Origin of the sequence: Streptomyces similanensis (assembly GCF_039543625.1) — a bacterium.
GTDB classification, from domain to species: domain Bacteria; phylum Actinomycetota; class Actinomycetes; order Streptomycetales; family Streptomycetaceae; genus Streptomyces; species Streptomyces similanensis.
On sequence record NZ_BAABKC010000101.1, the window covers coordinates 11,239 to 30,577 of the forward strand.

Genomic DNA, 19,339 nt, shown 5'->3' on the forward strand with positions numbered 1-19,339 from the left:
GCCGTGGTGCGCGCCCCATCCTGGGAACATGCAGCAGGTCTCCGTTGCGGCGATCGTCGACGCCCGCGGCGTCGTCACGGGCTGGAGCGAGGGCGCCCGGCGGCTGACCGGGTACGCGGCCGAGGAGACGGTCGGGCGTGCGGCGCGCGACCTGCTCGCGCAGGAGCCGCCGCCCGGCGCCGTGGCCGCACTCGTGGGGACCGCCGCTCTGCGCCACCGGGACGGGTCCACGGTGACGGCCGTGCTGCGCGCCTGTCCGGTGCTGGACGCAGCGGGCCGCCCGGACCGCTTCGTGGTGACCGCCGAACCCGACGGCCGGCCCGAACCCACCCTCGCCGGACAGGCCTTCCAGCAGGCGTCCATGCCGATGTCCGTCTTCGACACCCGGCAGCGCTACCTGCGCGTCAACGACGCGGCGTGCCGCCGGATGGGGGTGCCGGAGTCCGCCCTGCTCGGCCGCCCCTACCTGGAGACGGTGGCGTGCGCCGAGACCGACCGGAGCTTCGCCGAGCACCTGCGCCGGGTCGCCGAGACCGGCGAGCCGATCCGCCACGAGACCTTCGCCAGCGCTCCCGCCCTGCACCGCGAACACGCCTGGAGCGTGGAGATGTGGCCCGTGCGCGACGCCTCCGGGGAGCCGGCCGGCGTCGCCCTGGCCGCGCAGGACAGCAGCGAGCAGTACTGGTCCCGGCGCCGGCTCGCCCTGCTCAACGAGGCGGCGGCCGGCATCGGCACCACCCTGGACGTGGTGCGCACCGCCGAGGAACTGGTGGAACTGCTGGTGCCGCAGTTCGCCGACTTCGCCACCGTCGACGTCCTCGAATGGGTGCTCGGCGCGGACGAGCCGCCCGCCCGCTCCGTCGACGAGGTCGTGCTGCGCCGGGTCGCCCACGGCTCCCGCACCGAGGGCACCCCGGAGGCGGCGGTGCGCGTGGGCGAACGCGACGTACGGCCCCCGTCCTCGGCCGCCGCCCGGGCGATGCGGGAGGGCGCGGCCGTCCTCAGCCACGCCGGCGAGCCGGAGTTCACCGGCTGGCAGGCCGACCGCGACGCCCGCCGCCCCGCCGGACACGGCTACCGCAACCGCGCCCACTCGATGATCACGGTGCCGCTGCGGGCCCGCGGCACCACGCTCGGCGTCATGGTCGCCGTCCGCATCACCCAGCCCGACGCCTACGCCGCCGACGACGCGGTCTTCGCCGAGGAACTGGCCAGCCGGGCCGCCGTCTGCGTCGACAACGCCCGCCGCTTCGCCCGGGAACGCACCATCGCCCTCGCCCTCCAGCACAGCCTGCTGCCGCGCGGGCTGAGCGGCCAGGCCGCCGTCGAGGTTGTCCACCGCTACCTGCCCTGCGTCTCCCCGGCGGGCATCGGCGGCGACTGGTTCGACGTGATCCCCCTCTCCGGCAGCCGGGTCGCGCTGGTCGTCGGCGACGTCGTGGGCCACGGCATCCAGGCGCAGGCGACGATGGGCCGGCTGCGCACGGCCGTGCGCACCCTGGCCGACGTGGACCTGCCGCCGGACGAACTCCTCACCCACCTGGACGACCTGGTCACCCATCTGGCCGGCGACCACGGCGACGACGTGCCGGAACTCGGCGCCACCTGCCTGTACGCCGTCTACGACCCGGTGGCCCGCCGCCTCGCCCTGGCCGCCGCCGGCCACCCGCCCCCCGTCCTCGCCCTGCCCGGCCGCGCGGCCGAACCGGTGGCGCTGGCCCCGGGACCGCCGCTCGGCGTGGGCGGACTGCCCTTCGAGGCGATGGAACTGGACCTGCCCGAGGGCTCGCTCGTCGCCCTGTTCACCGACGGCCTGCTCGAACGCGACGCCGACCGGGCCGGCGCCGAGCTGCGCCGCACCCTGGCCGCGCCCGCCGACTCGCTGGCGGACCTGGCCGACGGCGCCCTGAAGGCCGTCCTGCCCGAGGAGCCGGACGACGACGTGGTGCTGCTGCTGGCCCGCACCCGCGCCCTGGGCGCCGACCAGGTCGCCACCTGGGACATCGCCCCGGACCCCGTGCACGTGGCCGCCGCCCGGCAGGCCGCAGCCGAGCAACTGGCCGCCTGGGGGCTGGAGGAGACCGCGTTCGTCACCGAACTGGTCGTCAGCGAGCTGGTCACCAACGCCATCCGCTACGGCGGACCCCCCATCCAGCTGCGGCTGATCCGCGACCGCACCCTCATCTGCGAGGTCTCCGACTCCAGTTCCACCTCACCGCACCTGCGCCGCGCCCACGCCTACGACGAGGGCGGCCGCGGACTGCTCCTGGTCGCCCAGCTCACCCAGCGCTGGGGCAGCAGACCGAGCGGCCGCGGCAAGACCATCTGGTGCGAGCAGCCGCTGCCGCCCGGGTGAGCGGCTACTCCTCGCCGCCCTCCGCCGCGACCTGGGCGAGGGTGCGTCCGGTGCGCACCGAGCGGGCCCGGTGCGGATCGGGGGTGCCGTGCGCGTCCGTACGGCCCGTGCCCTTGCGCACCAGCAGCCACGCCTCCTCCTCGCCGTCGCGGCCGTCGCGGAAGCGGGTGAGGGCGTACTCGCCGCGCAGCTTCTCGCCGTACAGGCGGAAGGTGGCGTGCCCGTGCTCCAGGGACTCGGCGAAGCCGACCGGACGCCCCCGGCGGTCGTGGCTCAGCGGCTCGTAGGTGCCCCGGTCCCAGACGATCACCGTGCCGCCGCCGTACTCGCCCTTCGGGATCACGCCCTCGAAGTGCTCGTACTCCAGCGGGTGGTCCTCGGTGGGCACCGCGAGCCGCTTGTCGTGCGGGTCGTCCGAGGGCCCCTTGGGGACCGACCAGGACTTCAGCACGTCGCCCACCTGGAGCCGGAAGTCGAAGTGCGTCCGGCGCGCGTCGTGGATCTGCACCACGAACCGCGGCGCCTCGTCGCCCGGGGCCCGCTGCCCCGACGGCTCCATGGTCCGTCCGAAGTCACGCTTGCCGCGGTACTCCCGCAGCCGGTCGTCCGCAGCCACGCCGGGCCTCCTCGTACTGATCGTGTGCACCGACGCCTCCGAGTACCCCCCGCTCCCCGGCCGACGCGCCCCCGGCCCGGGCGCGCGCCGCGCCGAGCGGCACCAGGCCCTGTCGACCCGGCGCCGAATCGCTGTCACGATCTTCTGGGCAGGACGCGACCGGACGGACGACCAGCGGAGCGCACATGACGACGGGCACGGGAGCACAGGCACACGAGCGGGCGGCCGGCGGCGGGCCGGCCGGCGCCGTCCAGGTCAGCCCGGTCGCCGGGCACATCGGGGCCGAGATCACCGGCGTCGACCTGGCCGGCGACCTGGACGACACGGTGGTCGCCGCGATCCGCGCGGCGGTGCTGCGCTGGAAGGTGGTGTTCTTCCGCGGACAGCGCCTCGACCACGAGGGGCACGTGGCCTTCGCCCGCCGCTTCGGCACGCCGGTGGTCCTGCCGCGGCGCGGCGGCGCCTCCCCGGCCGGCGTCCCGGAGGTGGAGACCACCGCCGACCGGCTGGAACTGGGCGGCCGGTTCGGGATGGACCACGACGAGTGGCTGCACCGCCGCCGGCACACCCTGCTGCGCGGCTGGCACTGCGACCACGGCGCCCGGGTCGACCCGCCGGCCGCGACCGTCCTGCGCGCCGAGCGCGTGCCGCCGTACGGCGGCGACACCACCTGGGCCAACCTGGCCGCCGCCTACGCCGGACTGTCCGCCCCGGTGCGCGCCTTCGTCGACGGGCTGCGCGCCGAGCACCGGCTCGGCGTCGGCTACCAGCCGCGGCCCGGCGACGACGCCTACGTCCGCCGCCTGCTGGAGCACCAGACCGCCACCGTGCACCCGCTGGTGCGCGTCCACCCCGAGACGGGGGAGCGGGTGCTGTTCGTCAACGGCTACTACGTCGAGCAGATCGAGGGCCTGTCCCGCCCGGAGAGCGCGGCCGTCCTGGACATGCTGCTGGAGCAGGCGGTGCGGCCCGAGTACACGGTCCGCTTCCGCTGGGAGCCGGGCAGCGTGGCCTTCTGGGACAACCGCGCCACCATCCACCTGGCCCCGTCCGACAGCGCCCGTCTGGACCACCCGCGGATCATGCACCGCGTGATGCTCGCCGGCGACGTGCCGGCCGGCGTGGACGGCAGGCCCTCCACCCCGGTCACGGGCAGCGCGCCGGGCCGGTGGTGAGCCTGAGCGGGACCGTGCGCCGGGGCGCCGGACCGGGCCGGACCGTGCGCCGGGCCGTCGGTGGGAACGGCCGGACGGGCGGGGCGGGTCAGAGCAGCGGGATGGTCACCTCGTCCTCGACCGGCGGGTCGATCTCCTGCGCCCGGTTGCCCGTCGCCGCGAAGCAGCGCAGCCGCACCGCCTCGGGGGTGACGTCCAGACGCAGGAAGGACTTGAAGAACGGCGGGCTGTAGGTGGCCGAGCCGGGGGAGAACAGCTGGGTGTAGATCTTGCGCACCGGCAGCCGGAAGCGCGCCCGGCGCTCCGGCCGCCGGCCCGCGCCCAGCAGGCTCGCCACCAGCCGCATCCGCCGGGTGACGCGGACCGGCCCGGCCGGGTGCCGCACCGGCGGGACGCCGAGCCGTTCGGCGACCACGGCCATCGCCTCGGCCTCGGTGAGGGCGAAGAACCGGGGCAGCCGCAGCCGGCGGCCGTAGAGCCGGCCGTAGAAGGCGAGGGAGTCGCCGCGCAGCGGGTAGCAACGGAATTCGCGCTCCGTCACGTTCGCCACCGACACCCGCGGGATGGTGTGCGTGGCGTGCATGAACGCGCCGCCGCCGCCGGAGACGACGTACTGGACGACACGCCCGTCCAGGTCCACCGGATAGCGCTGGTAGTTGTGGATGTCGCCGCCGATCGCGGCCACGTAGCGGTGGGCCGGGTCGCGCACGACGTCGTCGACGGTGCCGCCGCCCTCGATGGCGCAGGGATGGTGCTCGCCGTCCACGTACAGCGGCGAACCGGTGATCAGGATCTTCGGGCGGGGCCCGCGCGAGACCTCCCGCAGCCAGGCGCCCTGTTCGGCGTCGAGCGTGCCGAGCAGCCCGGTGTCGATGCCGACGATCCGTACCGGCCCGGCGTCGATCGCCCAGTAGGGGCCCGGCTGGACGGCCTGCTGCCCCGGCGCGGAGCGCAGCTTGCGCGCCTCGGTGAGGGCCTCCTCGTCGGCCGGACGCGGCCGGTGCCACAGCAGCGTCCGCCACCAGGCCCCGCTGAGCGCCCGGGGTGCGGGCTCCGGTTCCAGCGGCGGCGCGTCGTCGCAGAAGACGCGCATGAACCCGCCCAGGTCCTCGTACCAGTCGTGGTTGCCGGGGACGGCGTACACGGGGGCCGGGTAGTCCTGGTACGGGCGGAAGAACTTGGTGCCGTAGTCGTCCGTACGGCCCACCGGATAGATCACGTCGCTGGCTATCACGGCGAACGAGGTGTCCCGGCTCACCTTCAGGAAGCCCGGCACGACGGCGTACTGGGACTCGTCGCCCTCGCCGGTGTCACCGAGCACCATGAAGGAGAAACGATCCCCCTCCGCGCGGCGGACCACCTTGTCCGCCGGGGCGCCGGCCGCCGCACGCTGCGCCACCCAGCGCTCGCGGGTACGCCCGGTGGGGTCGCCGAACCAGGACGCCACGACGCCGTTGCGGGCGGCCCACAGCGTCCTGGGGTTCAGCCACGACAGCTTCTCGACCCGGCCGGGCAGCAGTCGCCGGTACTCGCCGCGTTCGGCGGCGTTCCAGCCGGCGCCTTCGACGGTATCGCGTGAGGAGTCAGACACGCCGTGCACCGTAACAACGGCGCCGCCGCACCCACACGGCGGGTCGACCCAACTACCGGCTCGGCCGCGGGAACTGAGCCGGTGACAGCCCTGCGCGGGACGTCAGCTCACTCGAACCGCGAGGTGTCGCCCGCGCCGTGCCGCACGATCTCGGCCTCCCCGCCGGAGAAGTCGATGACCGTGGTCGGCTCGGTGCCGCAGTCGCCCGAGTCGACCACCGCGTCCAGCTCGTGGTCGAGCCGGTCCTTGATCTCCCAGCCCTGCGTCATCGGCTCGTCCTCGTCGGGCAGCAGCAGCGTGCTGGACAGCAGCGGCTCGCCCAGCTCCGCCACCAGCGCCTGCGCCACGACGTGGTCCGGGATGCGCACCCCGACGGTCTTCTTCCTCGGATGCTGCAACATGCGCGGCACCTCCCGCGTGGCCGGGAGGATGAACGTGTAACTGCCGGGCGTGGACGCCTTGATGGCGCGGAACACGTCGTTGTCGATCCGCACGAACTGCCCCAGCTGCGCGAAGTCCTGGCACACCAGCGTGAAGTGGTGCCGGTCGTCCAGCCGGCGGATCGACCGGATCCGCTCGACCCCGTCCCGGCTGCCCAGCCGGCAGCCCAGGGCGTAGCAGGAGTCCGTCGGATACGCGATCAACGCCCCCTCGCGCAGACTGCCGACGACCTGCTGGAGGGCGCGCGGCTGGGGGTTGTCCGGGTGAACGTCGAAGTACTTCGCCATCCGCCGAGCTTATGCCGTCCTCCGGCGCGCCGCCGTACGGGCCGCGACGGGCGCCGGGGCCGCCCCCGAGGACGCGCGCCGAACCCGTTCCCACTTCGCCGGCTTACTCCGCGCATCCGGGGGAACCAGAGGTGTACAGCGTCCGGGAGCTGTCCCCCCGGCACCGGACGCGCGGCTTCGCCGGCCGCTCACCTCCCCCCGTGACCCGCCGGCGAAGCCGCCGATCCTCTTCCGCCGGTACGCCGCGCGCCGCACCGCCCCGTGCCCGCAGCCGCACCGCCGTGCGCGTCACTGATAACGTCCTCGACCGGAAACACCGAGGTCAGTGCGGTGCACAGGGAGAGAGGAGAGGGCCGACATGGCCGGCCGAGAGGATCGGGACGCCGTGGCACACGGCCCGCACAGCCTACCGGCGACCTGGGCCGAGGAACTTCTGGAGCAATTGCGGCCCGGCGGGCGGGACGTGCGCAAGGTCGTGGCCTGGCTCGCCGACGCCGCGCACGGCACGGCCTGCCTCCTGGACGGCGACGGCGCGCTCCTGGCCGGGGAGCCGGCGCTGCTGGCCGAGGACCCGGTCGCCGACCTCCTCGCCGGACGGCTCGCCTCCGCATCCCTCCAGGACCGCGGCCGGCACGTCCACGCGGTGAGCGTGGGACGCCCGCACGCGCCCCCGGCCGGCGTCCTGGCCGTCGCCCGCGCCACCCCCTTCGACCGGCAGGCCGCCGAACTGCTCGGCCGCACCGCCGCCGTGGTCGAACTGCTGCTGCGCGCCGACGAGAGCGCCGCCGCCGCACGACGGCTCGAACAGGCCGCCTCCGCGCTGCGCCTGGCCGTCCTGCAACTTCTGATGGTCGAGGACACCGTCTCCGCCCGCCGGGTCGCCGCGGGCCTGTGGCCGGGCCTGCTCGACACCGACACCGCCACCGTCTACGTCGTGGAGGTCCGTCCCGACGAACGCGAACGGCTGACCGCCGAGTGCCTGGACGCCGCCGGCCGGCGGGCCCTGGTCGTGCGCTGCCCGGCCGTCGACGGCCACGTCATCGTGGTCGCCCCCGCCGAGACCGTCGGCCGCAGCCTGCGCTCCCTGGTCGGCGGGCGCCCGCACACCTACCTCGGCGGCAGCACCCGGCACACCCTGGCCCGCACCGCCACCGCCTACGGGCAGGCCGTCAGCGCCCTCGCCCTGGCCCGGGTCCGCCCCGACGGCACCGCCGTGTACGCCGAGCGCACCCACCCCGAACGCCTGATGGACCCCGAGGCCCTGCGCGCCTGGTCCGGCCGGCTGCTGCGCCCGCTGGACGCCCTGCCCCACCACACCCGTGCCGAACTGGTCGCCACCACCCGGCTCGGCCTGGAGTTCACCGCGGTGAGCGCCGCCCGGATCCTCGGCGTGAGCCGCAATACCGTACGGGCCCGCATGGAACGGGCGGAACGGCTCCTCGGCGCCGACTTCTCCCAGCTGACCGTCCGGGCCGCCGTCCACCTGGCCCTGAACACCGAGGCGGCCCTCGGCCCCGCCCCGGCCGCCGCACCCGCCCCCGCGCCCCCCGCCCGCGCCGCGCGCCTGCCCGACCTGCTGGCCGGCCCCGCGCTGCGCACCTGGGCGCACGAGCTGCTCGGCCGGCTGGCCGCGGACACCCGGGACGTGCGCACCACGCTGCGCGCCTGGATCGCCGCGGGCGGCAACGCCGAACGCGCCGCCCACCTGCTCGGCGTGCACGCACAGACCGTGCGGGAGCACGTACGGGGCGTGGAACCCGTCCTGGAACGACGGCTCCTCACCGTCGGGAGCGATCTGTACGAGATCGTCCTCGCCCATCTGGCCGCGGGCGACCTCGACCCGCCCGCCCTGACGGACATGAATGAGGGCATTGCGGACCGACCTGTGCACGAGTGAGTCCTCCGGCTGCCCGAAAGGGCACCGGCGCGGTACCGACGGCTCCCCGGGCCACGTAGGTTCGACGGGCCGCGGAGCCACTGCGCGGGCCGCTCGCGGAGGCCGGACCGGAACGGGGGACCGGTCCGGCCTCCACCCGGCGCGCCTCCGCACGCCGCGTCGGCCCAGGGGGCCACCGGCGCCGTCCCTGTGAGGAACACCACCGGGTCCCCGACTCCCCGCCGCAGGCGGCCAGTTGGAGCAGCGGAGGCCGCCGTCGGCGGGCCTGTGCCCTCGCGCACACCGGGACTTCTGTGAGGATGGGCAGCCGCTGTGCCCGGCCATGTCTCACCGTCGAGCCGCCCCTGGCGGCACAGCACGGCACGTCGTCCGGCCCCTCACGCAAAGCGACCTCCCGTGGTTTCCTCCCCCCCTGCCTTCCCCGCCCCGCCCGCGACCGCGGGCCGCCGGGTGTTCCTCCCCTCGCCCCGCCGCCCCGATCGCCGGGCGGCCCGGGACGAGGACCGCGCCCCGTGGCGGGCGCTGCGCCACACCGGCATGCGCTGGTGGTCCGCGGCCAACCTGGTGTCCAACGCGGGCACCTGGATGCAGCTGACCGCCCAGAACCTGCTGGTGCTCCATCTCACCGGCTCCGCCGCGGCGACGGGTCTGTCCCTGTCGGTGCAGGCCGCCCCCGGACTGCTGTTCGGCGTCCTCGGCGGGTCCGTGGTCGACGCCTGGCCGCGCCGCCTGACCGCCACGGTGAGCCAGGCCCTGCTGGCCCTCGTCGGCTTCCTTACCGCGGCGCTGGTCCTCACCGACCAGCTGTCGGTGCCGGTCCTCATGGCGCTCGGCGCCGTCACCGGCCTGGTCGCCACCGTCGACGCGCCGGCCTGCGCCCTGCTCGGCAACGACCTCGTACCGCCCAGGGACCTGCCCTCGTCGATCGCGCTGGGCTCGGTGGTGAGCGGCGCCGGCCGGGTGGGCGGCACCGCCCTGGCCGGCGTGGTGGTCAGCTGGTGGGGGCCCGGAGCGGCGTACGTCGCCAACGGCGTCTCCTTCCTGGCCGTCGCCGCGGTGATCCCGTTCCTGCGCCCGCACCCCGCCGCCGGACCGCAGGGACCGGCCGCCCGCGCGCGGACGGCCCCGCGCGAGCGGCCCGCCCCGCGTACGGCGTCGCGCACGGCCGCCCCGGCGTCCGAACGGCGCGGCACCGGCGCACGGGACGGCCTCGCCTTCTTCCTGAGCCGCCCGCGGCTCGTCGCCCTGGCCGGCATCACCGCGATCAGCAGCGTCTTCGGCCGCAACTACGGCCTCACCCTGGCCGTCCTGGTCACCGGGCCGCTGGGCGGCGCCGCCGGGTCGTTCGGAACGGTCTCCACCGTCCTGGCCGTGGGCGGCGTGGCGGGCGCGGTGCTGGCCGGCCGGCTGCGCAGCCCGTCGGTTCGCCTGGTCGGCGCCCTGGCCGCCACCGGAGCCGTCCTGCAGATCGCCGCCGGTCTCTCCCCGACCCTGTGGGTCCTGCTGCTGCTCGTCGCGCCGATGGCGGTGGTGGAGTCCGTCTCCGACACCGCGGGCACGACCGTGCTCCAGACCGACCCGCCGTCGCACCTGCGCGGCCGCGTCCTCGGCGTGTGGCGCACGGCGAGTACCGGCTGGAGCCTGGTCGGACCGCCGCTGCTGGGACTGCTGATGCAGACCGCGGGCGCCCGGGGCGCCCTCGTGACCGGCGGCGTCCTGATCGCCGGCACCATCGGCGCGGCCGCCGTCCTGCGCACCCGCCGCACCGCCGCCCGGAACCCGGCCACACACCACCCCACCACCGTCGCCTACACCCCCCTTCCCGCCGCCCGCCCGGCTCCCGCCGCCCGTCCGGCTCCCGCCGCCCGTCCGGCCCCGGCCGCCCGCCCGACCCCCGCCGCCCGTCCGGCCTCGGCTGATCGTCCGGCCCCGGCCGCCCGTCCGTCCTCGGCGGGCCGCCCGGTCCCGGTCGCGCTCGCCGCCTGCGCGGCACCTGGTCACGGCGAGCTGTGCGCCGCGGGCTGCGCCTCGGTGGCCTGAGCCCGCACCCGGCGGGCCTCGCCGCCGCACCTGACCGCCCCTGGCGCGCCGCACGCCCGGCCGCCCCCTGTGAGCCCCGCCCGGCCAGTTCCCGGCGGGGCTTGCCCGTTCCGCCCGCGCCAGTCGTCTCCGGCGCGGCCCGCGCGTCCTGTGCCCGCCGTGCCGCGGGTCCGGCTGCCGTCTGGGAGCCCGCTCGGCTTGTCCGTGGCCGGGCTGCGCCCGTTCCGTCCGCGTGGGCCGTCTCCGGTGTGGGCTGCTCGGCCGTTCCCGGTGCGCCGTGTGCCCGACTGTCCGCTGTTCAGCCCGCATAGTGGGTCACCAGCGTGCCGCGCGCTGAGCGGCTCCGCTCAGCCGCTGGGTCCGTCCGGGCGGGCTCCGGTCGGGCCGTCTTCGGAGTGGGGCGGCCGGTCGTCTCCGGCGGGACGTCGCCCGGTCCGCCCCCGGTCAGGCACTGTCGGGCGGGCAGGGGGTCAGGACGAGCATCGTCACGTCGTCGCCGACGTTCCCGCAGTACGCCAGGAGATCGCTCAGGACCCGCTCGGCGAGCGCGGCCGGCGCGCGGTCCGCCAGCCGGGGCAGCCGCTCCAGCAGCGGATAGAACTCCCCGTCCGGACCCCGCGCCTCGGTGACGCCGTCGGAGGCCAGGAACAGCACGTCACCGGGGCGCAGCGGCACCATGTGCCCGTCCTGGTGCGGCACGCCCTCGGAGAGTCCGAGACCCAGCGGAGTCCACGGCGCGACCTCGATCTCCGTGGCCGTCCCGCCCCGCAGCAGGATCGGCGGCGGATGACCGCAGGCCACCACACGCACCGACCGGGCGTCCGCGGCGAACTCCAGCAGCGCGGCGGTCGCGAACAGCTCCGCGTGCCGCACCTCCGCCGAGTCCACCACCAGCCGCCGGTCCAGGGCGCCCGCGACCGCGGTCAGGTCCGGCCGGTCGAGCACCGCCTCCCGGAAGCTGCCCAGCAGCGCGGCGACCGTGGACACCGCGGCCAGCCCGTGCCCCTGCACGTCGCCCATCACCGCCCGCACACCCCACGGACCCTGCCGCACGTCGAAGAAGTCCCCGCCGACCAGCGTCCCGCGCTGCGCCGCCCGGTACAGGCCCGCGCAGCACACCGGCCCGACCCGCTCGGGCAGCGGCGGGACCACGGCCCGCTGCGCGGCTTCGGCGACCGTGCGCTCCAGGTCCAGCTGCGCGTCGCGGCGGCTGCGCACGAAGGACAGGAACACGCTCAGCAGCGCGACGAAGCCGACCGTCTCCAGGTCGGTGTTGCCGGGATGGTCAAGACCGAACAGCGGCACGCTCAGCAGCGCGACCACGGCGCCGCCGAGCAGGGCGGTCGCCAGCGGTCCGTACGACAGCACGGCCAGCGGCGGGATCGCGCCCAGCAGGAAGCCGATGTCGAGCCGGCTGGGGCTGGTCAGCGTGGCGACGCACACGGCGGCGACCAGCACGACCGGCAGGATCCGCACCCAGCGGGGCGGCGGGGCGCCCCGCAGCCAGCCCCGCCGGTGCGGATCGCGGCGCGACACCAGGACAGGCAGCTTCAGCACACCACCACGCTGCTACGACGGCACCCGTCCCGCACGCCGGGCGGGCGGCGACCGCGGAGGCGCGCCGCCCGGCCCCGGACTGCCGTACGCGAGAGGTTTGCCGCCGCTGGATGCGCGCATTCGATAAAGCACATACTTTCCATGGACAGTGGAGGAAAAGTGGGCATCATCGCCTGGATCCTGATCGGTCTGCTCGCCGGCGCCATCGCCAAGCTGCTCCTTCCGGGGAAGGACCCGGGCGGCATCATCGTCACGATGCTGATCGGCATCGCGGGCGGGCTTCTCGGCGGCTGGCTGGGCAAGGTCATATTCGGCGTCGACTCGATCGACGGCTTCTTCGAGCTGTCCACCTGGATCGCCGCGATCGTCGGCTCGCTGATCCTGCTCGTCATCTACCGTCTCATCACGGGCAACCGCAGCTCGCACCGCCACGCCTGAATGTCATGATCGCGTCACGATGACGCTGGTGCAGGACACCCCGTGGAGTGTGGCCGGGCCGAACTCATCGGCCCGGCCACACGCGCGTACGGGGGAGGGGACCGAAGCGGGGAGGGGCGCGTACGGGGGAGGGGAAGGGAGTGACGCCGAAGCCGCCGGACGCCCCCCGAGGGGGGGCGTCCGGCGGCTCAGGCGGCCCGCCGCCGCTCTTCCGGCGAGTTCTCCTGCGTCGCCCGCGGCGCGGCGTCCCGGCGACCGCCCGGGATCAGCCGCAGATGCCTGCGCTGTCCGGCGTGCCGGCCCCGCTCCTGACCGGGTTCGAACACACGCTCCTCGATGCGGTCCATCACCACGAGCAGCACGGAGACGAGCGGCAACAACAGAACAGCGACAAATACCACGACGCCCCCTTGTCCGACTCCTGAGGCGGGTGCTCGCCACCGCGCCGTTGATGGGTTCGGCGAAGTGAAGAATTCGTGACGATCGCCGACGCCGGACGGGAATTAGCCAACTGCCGCTGCTCATGGCCTGGTTCGGGCAAAAGCAGGGTCCATGAGAGGTAATCTCTGTCGGACCCGCCCGTCGTCGGCGCGGTGTTTGTCGGCGAACCTGGGGGACGGATGCCTGCGGAGAATCAGTTGTCCACGCACATCGACCAGAATGTGCCGACCGCGGCACGTATGTACGACCATTATCTGGGCGGCAAGGACAACTACGCCGCCGACCGCGCCGCGTGCGAGGAACTCGACAAGGTCGTCCCGAGCACGCGCCGCCTCGCCCTGAACAACCGCCGTTTCCTCCAGCGGGCCGTCCGTACCCTCACCCAGGAGTACGGCATACGGCAGTTCCTCGACCACGGCTCCGGCCTGCCCACCCAGGACAACGTCCACCAGGTCGCCCAGCGCGTCGACCCGGACACCCGCGTCGTCTACGTGGACAACGACCCCATGGTCCTCGTCCACGGCCGGGCCCTGCTCCAGCAGGACGACCGCACGGCGGTCGTGCACGCCGACATGCGCGACACCGAGGGGATCTTCCGGCACCCGGAGACCGAGCGGCTGATCGACTTCTCAGAGCCGGTGGCCGTGCTGTTCAACTCGGTGTTCCACTGCATTCCGGACGGTGACGCCGACGGACCGCGCGCGGTGGTCGACCGGGTCCGCGCCCGGCTCGTGCCCGGCAGCGTCCTGCTCATGTGCCAACTGGTCAGCGACGACGCCGAGGTGCGTGACTTCGTCACGGACTTCATGGACCGGGCCACCCAGGGCCACTGGGGCCGGGTCCGGGAGGAGAAGGACGTCGCCGAGTGGTTCGAGGGGCTGGAGATCCTCGAACCGGGCCTGGTGGAGGTGTCCACCTGGCGCCCCGACACGGAGGTCGCGCCCCGCCAGCTCACCACGGAGTGGGTGGAGTTCGGCGGCGTCGGAGTGATCCGGTGATCCGGCGGCGGCGGCCCGGGTCCTTCATCCGGCGGGGGCCGGATCAGGGCGCCGGGTAGCGCTCCTTCATCGTCCGGCACAGCAGCTCCAGCGAAGCGGCGGGAGTCAGCGCCTCGTCCGCCAGCCGGTCCAGGGCGATGCGGTACTCCTCCGTCTCGTCCCGGTCCTCCAGGAACTGGGCGCTCCTGATGTGCTCCAGATAGACGACGTCGGGCAGGTCGAAGCCGCCGAAGCGGAGATAGGTGACCGGTATGGCGGGCGCGGAGGCCTTCGTCGCGTCCAGCGGCACGATCTGCACCGTCACGTTGGACAGCCGGGCGGTCTCGATGAGGTGGGCGAGCTGCTCGCGCATGATCTCGCGGCTGCCCAGCACCCGCAGCAGCACCGACTCGTCGGTGACCGCCCACACTTGCGGTGCGTCGGTCCGCGTCAGCAACTCGGCCCGATGGGTGCGCAGTTCGACCCTGCGATCCACCTCGCCGGCGGTGGCCGTCGGCAGACCCCGCTGCACCACCGCCCGCGCGTAATCCGGGGTCTGGAGCAGGCCGGGGACGTACTGGATCTCGAAGGTGCGGATCGCGGCCGCCGCCTCCTGGAGTCCGACCAGCCGGTCGAACCACTCGGGCATCAGCCGCTTGTCGTAGCGCTGCCACCAGCCGGGCTCACCGGCCCGCCGCAGCAGTCTGAGCAGCACCGAGGCCTCGTAGTCCTTGGTGCCGTACAGCCGCAGCAGGGCCTGGACGTCGCCCTCGGCCGGGGGTCGGCGGCCCTTGCCCGCCTCTATGCGGGAGAGCTTGGCGGCGCTGAAACCGAGGGCCCGCGCCGCCTGCTCCTGCGACATCCCGGCATCCTCGCGGAATCCCGCCAGCTGGAGGCCGACCAGCGTCTTCAGCAGTGTCGGCGCCGGTTCGGACCGGTCCAGGTAGGGTTCGAGGCGGGAGACGCGATGCTGCTCGGCGGACATCCTGACTCCCCGGTGGACCGACAGACGTGCGACACAGACTATCGCACCGGTGTTCCGCACGGCAGTTCCGATGGCCGAAGTCGACCGGCTGCCTTGCGTGTTGGAGAGTCCTGGGCGGACGGCCGCCGCCGGCCTCACAGCAGGTGGTCGAACTCCCCGTCCTTGGCGCCCGCCACGAACGCGGCCACCTCCGCCGGGGTGTAGACCAGGGCGGGGCCGTCGGGGTCGCGGGAGTTGCGCATCGCGATGTCCCCGCCGGCCAGGGTCGCGACCTCCACGCAGTTGCCCTCGGCGTTGCTGTGCCTGCTCTTGATCCAGCGGGCGTCCAACGAACTGGCCCGCACTCCGTTGCGCACTGATGGCACCGCAGTCTCCTCGCTGTTCCGTACCGTCGTGTGGTTGCCGGGCTCGGAGGTCGAAGACCGGCCGTGCCCGACCGGAGTCTTCCCCTTCCCGCGCACTTTCACGAGAAATTTCGCGTGCAATTGCACGCGGACGCTGACAGGGTGAATAATAGCGGGGGCGTCAACCCTTGTGTGGGCGCCCCAGGTTGACGATGCATCAGGTCAGCGGCGAGATGCCGTGCTCTCACCGGTGAGCCCGATACGGGCGCCCCCGCACCGGACTCCCGCCGCCCGCCCCGCTGAACCGCCGCCCCCCATATGACCGCCGCGGAAAGGCCCGACACCATGCCCCCCGCACCGATGGAGCAGCCGAGCACGCAGCGCACCGACCGCGCCGACGCCTCGACCGGAGTGGCCGTCGGCGCGCCACTGGCCGCCCTGGGCCAGGTGCCGTGGAGCGACATCCGGGACTCCACCGGCTCGGCCGCCGCCATCCCGAAGCTGCTGCACCGGATGGCCCGCGGCGACGCCGCCACCGCCCGGGTCGCCCTGGACGAATTACGCAAGCGTGTCTGCCAGTACGGCTTCGTCGTCGAACAGGCGACCGCCGACACCGTCCCGTTCCTGTGGGAGCTGGCCCGGCTGCCGCACGTCACCTGCCGGCCGCAGATCATCCAGCTGCTCAAGAGCATCGCCGACGCCCGGCAGTGGGAGTCCGTCGCCGCGGTCTACCCCAAACTCCTCAACCACCACGAGAACCCGGCCGTGTGGGAGTGGCGGGCCCGGCAGGCGGTCCGGGCCCGGCGCGGCGACCTGGACACGCTGCTGACGGAACCGGACGGGGAGATCGCGCGGGCCACCACGGAACTGGCCGACGCGCTCGCCGAGTGACCCCGCCCCGGACGCGGCGGACGCCCTAGGTACGGCCGTGCGACGGACGCGCCCCGACCCGCCCCAGTCGCGACGGAGCCCAGCCGCCCCCACCCGGCGACAGGCCCCCCGCCACCGATCCCCGACGACCGCCCCCGGCCACCGCAGGCCCGGACCGGCCGCCACCCGCCCTGCCACCGCAGAGCCGGCCACCGTCGGCCTGGACCGTCCGCCACTCGGCCGGCCGCCGCCGGGCCGGGCGCCGTCGAACCGAATCGACCGCCACCCGCCCTGCCCCCGCCGAGCCGGCCGCCGTCGGACTGCGTCGACCGCCACCCGGCCGCCCACTGCCGGACCTGGCCCCGGCCCTCACCGGCCCCGGCCACCGCCGGCCCGGATCGACCGCCACCCGGCTGGCCCCCGTCGGACCCGGCCCCCGCAGGACCTGGCTGCCGTCGGAGCGGACCGGTCGCCACCCGGCCGACCACCGCCGAGCCGGGCGCCGCAGGACCGGACCGGGCGCCACCCGGCCGACCACCGCAGAGCTGGGCACCGCAGGACCGGATCGGGCGCCACCCGGCCGACCACCGCAGAGCTGGGCGCCGCAGGACCGGATCGGGCGCCACCCGGCCGACCACCGCAGAGCCGGGCGCCGCAGGACCGGATCGACCAGAGACGAATCGGCCGCCGCCGAACCGGACCGCCGGTCGTCCGCCCGCCGGGAACCGGCCATCGCCGCACCGCCCCGATTTGGCCGCGCGTGCGAAGAATTCACCGCCCGAACGCCCGGGCGGGCGGAAGCCGTCCGTCGCGGACGGCTCCTGACGCTGTGTTCTCCGGTGTCCGTGATGCGTGCCGTTAACCCAATCTTGGCCGAAGGCCCGAAAACCACCTATATTGCGGATACCTCCGCCGGGTCGCGCGGCGCCCTGTCGCCGCGCACGGGCTTGCCCGAGCACGCGCGGCCGAGAGTTCAGCGGAGGTTGCGGTGAGCGTCACCCAGCGAATCCAGTCCGGCGGGCGGCGTCGCCGCACGGCGGTCCGCGGCCCCGAGCCGCGCTCCATATAAGGCAGGGCGTACAGGGCGGGCCGCACCCCGGCGCCGTATCGACGCGGAACCACCGGAAACCGGCCGAATCCGGTCCATCACCTGCCGCGAGGCGGTCGACGTGCATGGCACGGCGTGCCTGGGGCATACGCAGAGAAAATCGAGAGAGGGGCGCTCCGTGCTGGTACCGGACCCGAAGGTCGTCAGGACACTGCTGACTCGGTACGCATCGCTGAAGATCGCGCAGGCCGAGAGGGAGCGGGTCGAGACGGCTCGGGAGCTGGAGGACGTCAGCTACACCCTGTGCGTCATGATGGGCGTCACCAGCGTCCACGACGCCATCGCCCGGGCCGACGCGCTGCTCGTCGCCGCCGGCCGCACGGCCGGGGCCGACGGGGAGAGCGGACTGTCGCTGGCCGTGTGAGACGGCGGCCCGGACGGACGGGGCGGCCCGGCGCCCTGGGTGGCACCGCGTGCCGAGGCGGCGGCCGGTCCCGGGCCGCGCTCGGGCCACGGAGGTCCCGCCCCGCCCGCCGCCCGGGTCACGGCGCCGCCAGGTGCCGGTCGTCCGCGCAGCCGGGCTCCCGCGGCGCGGGACGGGCCAGCCACGCGGCGATGGTGCGGGCCACGGGCAGCCCCGTCTCCACCTCGACGAAGCCGAACTGTCCCGACTGGTTGCACTCGAGGAACCACCAGGTCCCGTCGGCGTCCTCCGCGAAGTCGAAAGCGCCGTAAGCCAGTTCGGCCGTCCGCAGATAGGCGCGTACCCCGGCCGCCACCCGCGGCGGCACCTCGGTGGGCAGCCACGGCGTGGCGGCGGAGGCGAACCGCACGTCCACCTCGTCCGGGTCCGCGTCCGCCGGAGTCTCCTTGCGGGCGGCCAGCAGCGCCTCGCCCACGACGGTCAGCCGGATGTCGGCGCGCTTGGCGACCCGCCGCTGCAACAGCGTGGGGCCGTAGGCGACCGCCGCGAAGTCCGTGTCCGGCGCGACCCGGCTGGTGGGCACCGCGCGCGGCGGTTCCTGCGGATGCGCGCCGGAGACCGGCTTGACCACCAGGTCCGGAAACCGCGCCGCGAACTCCCGGGCCGCCTGCGGGAAGGTGGTGACGATCGTGGCGGGCACCGGCAGTCCGCAGCGCTGGGCCAGCCGCAGCTGCCACGGCTTGTGCCGGGCGCGCCGGGCCGCGTCCGGATGGTTCATCCAGCGCGCCGCCGAGCCGCGCAGCATGCCGTACAGGGCCTGCCCGGCCTCCTCGGTGAGCCAGGCCGAGGGCTGCGCCGCCCGGGCCGCCGGCGCCCCGGGCCGGCGCACCCAGACGGAGCGCAGCCCGCTGACGCTCACCAGCCGTCCCCCGGCGGACAGATGACCGCGGAAGGACCCGTGCACGTACTCGCCCGACAGGGCGACCCCCGCGGTCAGATCGGCCGGGTCGAGCCGGACCACCGGCACCGAGGCGGCGTTCAGGTGGACCACCACCATGTCCGCCGTCACGTCCTCCTCACCGGTGAGGATGAGAACGGTCATCGTCGGCCGTGTTCAGTCGTCGAAGTGAGTCTTGGAGCCCGCCGTGGAGGTCGTGGTGCCCAGCTCCCTGAGCAGAGCGGCGTCGGACGCGGCGATCCGGCCGTCCACGAGCACGTTCAACTGCAGTCCGGAGTCATAGACGTACGGGAGCACGGCCTCGCTGTCCACGGCAGGCCGGGCGTAGTTGAGCGCGAACGGTTGCATCGTCTCTCCCCTGTCGGTGCAGCCGCGATCAAGCGGTGGTCGTCCTTGCGGCGTCGCTTGGCCCGCTGACTTTGTTTCGGGTTCCCGAGACTTATACGAATCGAACGGGTGAATGGTTTCCTTACGGAGCGTAGTCATCGGCGCCCGGCTGCCTTCGGAAGCCGAAACGGCCCGGCCGGCGCTCCGGCGGGGCCGCCTCGCGGCCGACGGCGCCGTGCAGGGTGCGCAGCGCCAGCAGCAGGACACCGATGTCGTCCAGGTACACCGGATCGGGCAACACGTCGAACGGCAGGACCACGTACAGGACCGCCCCCCAGAACACCCAGCGCGGCCCGGTCGGCAGCCCGGCGCGGCGCAGCTCCCGCCGGGTCCGGACCAGCCGCACCAGCAGCACCAGGGCCACGGCGAGCACGACGGCCGCCGCCGCACCGGCCAGGAGGAGCACCTTCGAGGTGGAGTCCACGGGCCCGCTCCCCTTTCCGTCCGTGCGGCGTGCCGTCCCCCTGCTTCTTGCCGCGCTGCGGCCCCTCACTCCCGCGCCGCGTC

At 74.8% G+C, this 19,339-nt stretch carries 18 protein-coding genes; 8 read left to right on the forward strand and 10 right to left on the reverse strand.

Translation table 11 applies throughout. The annotated features are described in order from the left end of the window. Positions 1-28 precede the first annotated feature (28 nt). Complete coding sequence (locus tag ABEB07_RS29830; RefSeq protein ID WP_345671188.1) at positions 29-2,356, forward strand: SpoIIE family protein phosphatase; 2,328 nt, start codon at positions 29-31, stop codon at positions 2,354-2,356. 4 nt (positions 2,357-2,360) lie between these two features. On the opposite strand, the gene ABEB07_RS29835 is transcribed toward ABEB07_RS29830, so the two are convergent. Further along, the gene (locus ABEB07_RS29835; protein WP_345671189.1) at positions 2,361-2,972 is read right to left on the reverse strand and encodes a DNA polymerase ligase N-terminal domain-containing protein; all 612 of its coding nucleotides are present in this window, start codon (positions 2,970-2,972) and stop codon (positions 2,361-2,363) included. Between the two features lie 185 nt (positions 2,973-3,157). Here ABEB07_RS29835 and ABEB07_RS29840 point away from each other — a divergent pair, with 185 nt between their 5' ends. Next, positions 3,158-4,147, forward strand: coding sequence for a TauD/TfdA dioxygenase family protein (locus tag ABEB07_RS29840; RefSeq protein ID WP_345671190.1), 990 nt, complete (start codon positions 3,158-3,160; stop codon positions 4,145-4,147). An 88-nt stretch (positions 4,148-4,235) separates the two neighbouring features. On the opposite strand, the gene ABEB07_RS29845 is transcribed toward ABEB07_RS29840, so the two are convergent. Both ABEB07_RS29845 and ABEB07_RS29850 read right to left on the reverse strand, forming a co-directional pair. Next, positions 4,236-5,738 carry a metallophosphoesterase family protein gene (locus ABEB07_RS29845; RefSeq protein WP_345671191.1) on the reverse strand — a complete coding sequence of 501 codons (1,503 nt, stop codon included), beginning with the start codon at positions 5,736-5,738 and terminating at the stop codon, positions 4,236-4,238. 107 nt (positions 5,739-5,845) lie between these two features. Beyond that, positions 5,846-6,466, reverse strand: coding sequence for an L-threonylcarbamoyladenylate synthase (locus ABEB07_RS29850; protein ID WP_176147861.1), 621 nt, complete (start codon positions 6,464-6,466; stop codon positions 5,846-5,848). A 358-nt stretch (positions 6,467-6,824) separates the two neighbouring features. Between ABEB07_RS29850 and ABEB07_RS29855 the strand changes: the two genes are divergently transcribed. Next, positions 6,825-8,363 carry a helix-turn-helix domain-containing protein gene (locus tag ABEB07_RS29855; protein ID WP_345671192.1) on the forward strand — a complete coding sequence of 513 codons (1,539 nt, stop codon included), beginning with the start codon at positions 6,825-6,827 and terminating at the stop codon, positions 8,361-8,363. A gap of 537 nt (positions 8,364-8,900) precedes the next feature. Beyond that, complete coding sequence (locus ABEB07_RS29860) at positions 8,901-10,403, forward strand: MFS transporter (protein WP_425589096.1); 1,503 nt, start codon at positions 8,901-8,903, stop codon at positions 10,401-10,403. 444 nt (positions 10,404-10,847) lie between these two features. Here ABEB07_RS29860 and ABEB07_RS29865 read toward each other — a convergent pair whose 3' ends face one another. After that, complete coding sequence (locus ABEB07_RS29865) at positions 10,848-11,960, reverse strand: PP2C family protein-serine/threonine phosphatase (RefSeq protein ID WP_345671193.1); 1,113 nt, start codon at positions 11,958-11,960, stop codon at positions 10,848-10,850. 159 nt (positions 11,961-12,119) lie between these two features. Between ABEB07_RS29865 and ABEB07_RS29870 the strand changes: the two genes are divergently transcribed. Further along, positions 12,120-12,398 carry a GlsB/YeaQ/YmgE family stress response membrane protein gene (locus ABEB07_RS29870; RefSeq protein ID WP_164587266.1) on the forward strand — a complete coding sequence of 93 codons (279 nt, stop codon included), beginning with the start codon at positions 12,120-12,122 and terminating at the stop codon, positions 12,396-12,398. Positions 12,399-12,586: 188 nt separating this feature from the next. Here the strand turns inward: ABEB07_RS29870 and ABEB07_RS29875 are convergent, their stop codons facing one another. Beyond that, a complete protein-coding gene (locus tag ABEB07_RS29875; protein WP_176147858.1) occupies positions 12,587-12,799 on the reverse strand; it encodes a hypothetical protein in 213 nt (70 codons plus the stop codon). 219 nt (positions 12,800-13,018) lie between these two features. Here ABEB07_RS29875 and ABEB07_RS29880 point away from each other — a divergent pair, with 219 nt between their 5' ends. Further along, positions 13,019-13,837, forward strand: a complete 819-nt coding sequence (locus ABEB07_RS29880) for an SAM-dependent methyltransferase (protein ID WP_345671194.1) — start codon at positions 13,019-13,021, stop codon at positions 13,835-13,837. 43 nt (positions 13,838-13,880) lie between these two features. On the opposite strand, the gene ABEB07_RS29885 is transcribed toward ABEB07_RS29880, so the two are convergent. Both ABEB07_RS29885 and ABEB07_RS29890 read right to left on the reverse strand, forming a co-directional pair. Then, positions 13,881-14,801, reverse strand: a complete 921-nt coding sequence (locus ABEB07_RS29885) for a helix-turn-helix domain-containing protein (RefSeq protein WP_345671196.1) — start codon at positions 14,799-14,801, stop codon at positions 13,881-13,883. Between the two features lie 134 nt (positions 14,802-14,935). Next, positions 14,936-15,166 (reverse strand): DUF397 domain-containing protein, encoded by a 231-nt coding sequence (locus ABEB07_RS29890; protein WP_164587264.1) that lies wholly within the window; start codon positions 15,164-15,166, stop codon positions 14,936-14,938. A 324-nt stretch (positions 15,167-15,490) separates the two neighbouring features. Between ABEB07_RS29890 and ABEB07_RS29895 the strand changes: the two genes are divergently transcribed. Next, positions 15,491-16,036 (forward strand): hypothetical protein, encoded by a 546-nt coding sequence (locus tag ABEB07_RS29895; protein WP_345671197.1) that lies wholly within the window; start codon positions 15,491-15,493, stop codon positions 16,034-16,036. A gap of 1,205 nt (positions 16,037-17,241) precedes the next feature. After that, positions 17,242-17,487 (forward strand): DUF5133 domain-containing protein, encoded by a 246-nt coding sequence (locus tag ABEB07_RS29900; RefSeq protein WP_164589929.1) that lies wholly within the window; start codon positions 17,242-17,244, stop codon positions 17,485-17,487. 118 nt (positions 17,488-17,605) lie between these two features. Here the strand turns inward: ABEB07_RS29900 and tgmB are convergent, their stop codons facing one another. The 3 genes from tgmB to ABEB07_RS29915 form a co-directional block, all read right to left on the reverse strand. Then, positions 17,606-18,589, reverse strand: a complete 984-nt coding sequence (gene tgmB, locus ABEB07_RS29905) for an ATP-grasp ribosomal peptide maturase (protein WP_345671198.1) — start codon at positions 18,587-18,589, stop codon at positions 17,606-17,608. A 12-nt stretch (positions 18,590-18,601) separates the two neighbouring features. Further along, a complete protein-coding gene (gene tgmA, locus ABEB07_RS29910) occupies positions 18,602-18,793 on the reverse strand; it encodes a putative ATP-grasp-modified RiPP (protein ID WP_176147853.1) in 192 nt (63 codons plus the stop codon). Positions 18,794-18,914: 121 nt separating this feature from the next. Beyond that, the gene (locus ABEB07_RS29915; protein WP_176147852.1) at positions 18,915-19,256 is read right to left on the reverse strand and encodes a YkvA family protein; all 342 of its coding nucleotides are present in this window, start codon (positions 19,254-19,256) and stop codon (positions 18,915-18,917) included. Between the last annotated feature and the right edge of the window lie 83 nt (positions 19,257-19,339).

Excerpts from the sequence above, each read along its gene's own strand:
- ABEB07_RS29830 (WP_345671188.1), top strand. The coding sequence starts at position 29 with ATGCAGCAGGTCTCCGTTGCGGCGATCGTCGACGCCCGCGGCGTCGTC.
- ABEB07_RS29840 (WP_345671190.1), top strand. The coding sequence starts at position 3,158 with ATGACGACGGGCACGGGAGCACAGGCACACGAGCGGGCGGCCGGCGGC.
- ABEB07_RS29850 (WP_176147861.1), bottom strand. The coding sequence starts at position 6,466 with ATGGCGAAGTACTTCGACGTTCACCCGGACAACCCCCAGCCGCGCGCC.
- ABEB07_RS29855 (WP_345671192.1), top strand. The coding sequence starts at position 6,825 with ATGGCCGGCCGAGAGGATCGGGACGCCGTGGCACACGGCCCGCACAGC.
- ABEB07_RS29860 (WP_425589096.1), top strand. The coding sequence starts at position 8,901 with ATGCGCTGGTGGTCCGCGGCCAACCTGGTGTCCAACGCGGGCACCTGG.
- ABEB07_RS29880 (WP_345671194.1), top strand. The coding sequence starts at position 13,019 with ATGCCTGCGGAGAATCAGTTGTCCACGCACATCGACCAGAATGTGCCG.
- ABEB07_RS29885 (WP_345671196.1), bottom strand. The coding sequence starts at position 14,801 with ATGTCCGCCGAGCAGCATCGCGTCTCCCGCCTCGAACCCTACCTGGAC.
- ABEB07_RS29895 (WP_345671197.1), top strand. The coding sequence starts at position 15,491 with ATGCCCCCCGCACCGATGGAGCAGCCGAGCACGCAGCGCACCGACCGC.
- tgmB (WP_345671198.1), bottom strand. The coding sequence starts at position 18,589 with ATGACCGTTCTCATCCTCACCGGTGAGGAGGACGTGACGGCGGACATG.
- tgmA (WP_176147853.1), bottom strand. The coding sequence starts at position 18,793 with ATGCAACCGTTCGCGCTCAACTACGCCCGGCCTGCCGTGGACAGCGAG.